This window comes from Rhizobacter sp. P1_G5, from assembly GCF_056405435.1.
The window spans coordinates 1-4,098 of record NZ_JBFUCB010000557.1; the positions used below are offsets into that span (position 1 = coordinate 1).

General features: G+C 70.6%; 2 protein-coding genes. Both read right to left on the minus strand.

All coding sequences use genetic code 11. The annotated features are described in order from the left end of the window. Positions 1-124 precede the first annotated feature (124 nt). Positions 125-2,380 carry a type I secretion system permease/ATPase gene (locus tag AC1D12_RS26815; RefSeq protein ID WP_477826932.1) on the minus strand — a complete coding sequence of 752 codons (2,256 nt, stop codon included), beginning with the start codon at positions 2,378-2,380 and terminating at the stop codon, positions 125-127. Between the two features lie 28 nt (positions 2,381-2,408). Then, on the minus strand, positions 2,409-4,098 hold a 1,690-nt coding region (locus AC1D12_RS26820), incomplete at its 5' end, for an O-linked N-acetylglucosamine transferase, SPINDLY family protein (RefSeq protein ID WP_477844051.1).

Sequence of the window (4,098 nt, forward strand, 5' to 3'; positions counted from 1 at the left end):
ATCAGGTACAGCGTCCAGGTCGCGCGCGACATGTCGTCCATCACCTGCGCGGCGCGGACCTCGCTGAGGAACTTGGCGTCGCCGGACTTCAGCTCGGCCTGCTTCTGCTTCTTGCCGAACATGGTCAGACCGCCGCCTCACGTTGAACGGGCTGAGCCGCCGGGTGCAGGTGCAGGTTGCTCGGGCCCGTGCCCTCCGGCGTCGCCGTCGCCGCCGGCTTCGCCCCCGACAGCGCCGCCAGCACCTGCGCCTTCGGCCCGTCGAGCACGATCCTGCCGCCGTCGACCACGATCACCCGCTGCGCCAGCTCCAGCACCGCCGGGCGGTGCGTCACCATGATCAGCGTGCGCTTGCCGGCCGCCTCGTTCAGCTGGCGCAGGAACATCACTTCCGACTGCGCATCCATCGAACTCGTCGGTTCGTCCATCAGCAGGATCTGCGGCTGCGTCGCGAGGCAGCGCGCCAGCGCGACCAGCTGCCGCTGCCCGCCCGACAACAGCCCGCCCATCTCGCCGACCGACAGCTCCCAGCCCTGCGGGTGCGAGGCGACCACGCGGTCGAGCCCGGTCACGCGGGCCACCTCGGCCAGCCGCGCCGGGTCGACCGTCGCGCGGCCGAGCATCACGTTCTCGCGCAGCGTGCCGTTGAACAGCCGCGGCTCCTGCGACACGAAACCGACCTTCGCGCGGAAGTCGGCCGGGTCGATCTGCCGCAGGTCGATGCCGTCAGCCTCGACCATGCCCTCGGTCGGCTGGTACAGCCCCGCGAGCAGCCGCAGGATCGTCGACTTGCCGCTGCCGATCCGACCGAGGATCACGACCCGCTCGCCCGGCTCGAATTTCAGGTTGATTCCCTTCAGCACCTTCGGTGGCGCATCGTCGCCGGTCGCCGGGTAGGCGAAGCTCAGGTCGTTCAGCGCCAGCTTGCCGGTGACGCGGTGGTTCGCGATGTAGCTCTTGCCGTGCTCGCGCTCCACCGGCAGCGCCATCATCTGGTCGAGCGCCACCATCGCCGCGCGGGCGCCCTGGTAGCGCGTCGCGAGGCTGACCACGCTGCCGAGCGGCGCGATCGCGCGCCCGGCGAACATCACCGCGCCGATCAGCGCCCCGCCGCTGACCGCGCCGTCCTTGATCAGGTACACGCCCCACACCAGCATCACCAGCGTGATGGCCTGCTGCGCGGCGGCCGAGATGTTGTTGGTGAGCCCCGACAGCGCCCGCGCGCGCAGCGCCGATTCGGCGGCCGCCGCGGTGGCGTCTTCATAGCGGCGCAGGAACTGGCCCTGCGCGCCGGCGGCCTTCAGGTCTTCGATCCCCTCCACGGCCTCGACCAGCATGCCCTGCAGGTCGGCCTGGTGGTGCATGTTGGCCGCCATCGAGCGGCGCAGCGAACTCTGGATCGCCCAGGCCAGGCTGAGGATCAGCGGGATCGCGAGCACGATCACCCAGCCGAGCGGCCCGCCGATGATGAAGACCATCGCGACGAACAGCGCGATGAACGGCAGGTCGCTGACGGCCGACAGCGTCGCGCCGGCGAAGAAATCGCGCACCAGCTCGACCTGCGCCAGGTGGTGCGCATACGAGCCCGCCGACGCCGGCCGGTGCTCCATGCGCACGCCCAGCGTCTGGCGGAACAGCATCGAGCCGATGATCAGGTCGGCCTTCTTGCCGGCCGCGTCGATCAGGTGGGTGCGCAGCTGGCGCGCGACCAGGTCGAACACCAGCGCGAGCGCCGCGCCGGTGGCCAGCGCCCACAGCGTGACGAAGGCCTGGTGCGGGATCACCTTGTCGTAGACCACCGAGGTGACGAGGCCGGTCACCATCATCAGCACGTTGCTGAGCAATGCGGCCAGCAGCGACGAGCGGTAGTACGGGATGAAGCGGCGCATCGTGCCCCACAGCCAGTGGCTGTTCGGGTCGCGCAGCGCCTCGTTGTGCTCGGCGTTCGGCGCCTGCACCTTCGGCGACGCGACGAACGCGATGCCGGTGTACTCGCCGGCCAGCTCGGCCTCGCTCGCCTTGCAGGTGTGCGACTCCGGCCCCGGCATCACCACCTCGTACGCCTCGGCGGACAGGCGCTTGACGACGATGCAGGCATCGCCGTTGCGCAGCAGCAGCACGGCCGGCAGCAGCAGCGAATGGATGTCGGCGATCTTGCGTTGCACCAGCCCGGCGTTGAAGCCGGCCTCGCGCATCGCGCGCACCGCCTGGTCGGGCCCGAGCGCGCCGGCCAGCGGCATGCCGGCCAGCAGCGACGCCGCCGAGCGCTCGCGGCCGTGGTGGCGCGTCAGCCAGACGATGGACTGCAGCAGCGCATCGTCCGGCGGCACCGCGGCAGCGCCGCCGGCTCCGGGTTCGATGAAGGGCTCTTGTCGGTCCATGGGTCAGGAGGGCACCGTCGTGACTCGTTCAGCCGCGGTGCTGCAGCGCGAGCCGCTCGAACTCGGTCTCGATGTCGCGCACCAGGCCCGGCACGTCGAACAGCTTCGATTGCCGGCCGTGCTCGGCCAGGTAGCGCTTGTACGACGCGATGCGCGCCGGGTTGTTGCCCAGCTGCACGCCCAGGCGCTCGTAGTCGTCGATCGAGCCGGTGATCAGGTCGGGCAGGCCGACGGCCGTCAGCAGGCTGCCGGCCATGCGCGCGATGTAGGTGCGCCCGGCGCAGGTGAGGATCGGCAGGCCCATCCACAGCGCGTCGCTCGCGGTGGTGCCGGCGTTGTACGGGAAGGTGTCGAGGAACAGGTCGGCCAGCGGGAAGCGCGCCAGGTAGTCGGCCGGCATCACGCGCGGCGCGAAGATCAGCCGCTCGCGTGCGATGCCGAACGCGTCGGCCTGGCGCAGCATGTTCTCCTGCGACCATTCGTTGTCGGCCAGCAGCCACAGCACGCTGCGCGRCACCTGCTGCAGCATGCGCATCCAGCTTGCGAACACCGGCTCGGTGAACTTGTGGTTGTTGTTGAACGAGCAGAACACGAAGGCGTCTTCCGGCAGCCCGTACTGCGCGCGCGTCGGCACCGCGCCGCTCTCGCGCTGGCGGTCGCTGACCTGGTAGCAGTGCGGCACGTACAGTGGCTTCTCGGTCATGTAGGGCAGCAGCTCGGGCGGCATCACGAAGCGGTCGGCCAGGATCCAGTCGACCCCCGGCAGGCCGGAGGTGGCCGGCAGGCCCAGGTAGCTGACCTGCACCGGTGCCGGGCGGTGGCCGAGGATGGCCGGCCGCGCGCCGTTGGTGATGCCCTGCAGGTCGACCAGAACGTCGATGCCGTGCTGCGCGATCAGCTGGGCGGCCGTCGCGTCGTCGACGCCGGCGAGCGGCACGAACACGTCCATCGCGCGGCGCAGCCGGGCGCGCAGCGGCGTGCCGTCCTCGCGCGACCAGCAGAAGCCGTGCACCTCGAAGCGGCTGCGGTCGTGCAGCTCCAGCAGCTCGGCGGTCAGCAGCCCGACCGCATGCATGCACAGGTCGCCCGACAGGTAACCGATCTTGATGCGGCCGGTGCGCGGCGGGCGGCCGGCATGCACCGGCACGGCCGGCGGCTTGGGCACGCGGGTGTGCACGAAGCGCTGCGCCGCCATCAGCTGAACCGCGGGGTCGTCGCTCAGGCCCAGCGTGGCCAGCGGCGAGGTGCCGACCATCATCTGGTTCGGCGTGACCTCGCCCACCGCCTGGTAGACCGGCCATTCGCACTGCTTCTGGCGGATGTGCACGTAGTGCTGCAGCACGTCGGACTGGTCGGCCTTCAGCTCGAGGCTCTTCACCAGGCAGGCCTCGGATTCGGCGAAGCGGCGCTGCATCTCCAGCAACCGCGCCAGGTTGTTCAGCGCATGCAGCCGGATCTCGCGCAGGCCCTGCGGGTTCGATTCGGTGACCTCGACGACGGTGCGCCACTCGGCGAGCGCCTCCTCAGGGCGGCCCAGGTGCTCCAGCTGGTGACCCAGGTTCAGGCGCGCCTGCGGGAAATCGGCATGGAAGGTGAGCGCCCGGCGGTAGGCCTGCTCGGCTTCGGCATGGCGGTTMATCAGCCCCAGCACGGTGCCCCAGTTGAAGCAGGCGACGTGGCGCCACGGCGATTCGGTGTGGGCGATCCAGTTCTCGTAC

Bases quoted from the DNA above. Each gene is read 5' to 3' on its own strand.
- AC1D12_RS26815 (WP_477826932.1), bottom strand. From the start codon at position 2,380: ATGGACCGACAAGAGCCCTTCATCGAACCCGGAGCCGGCGGCGCTGCC.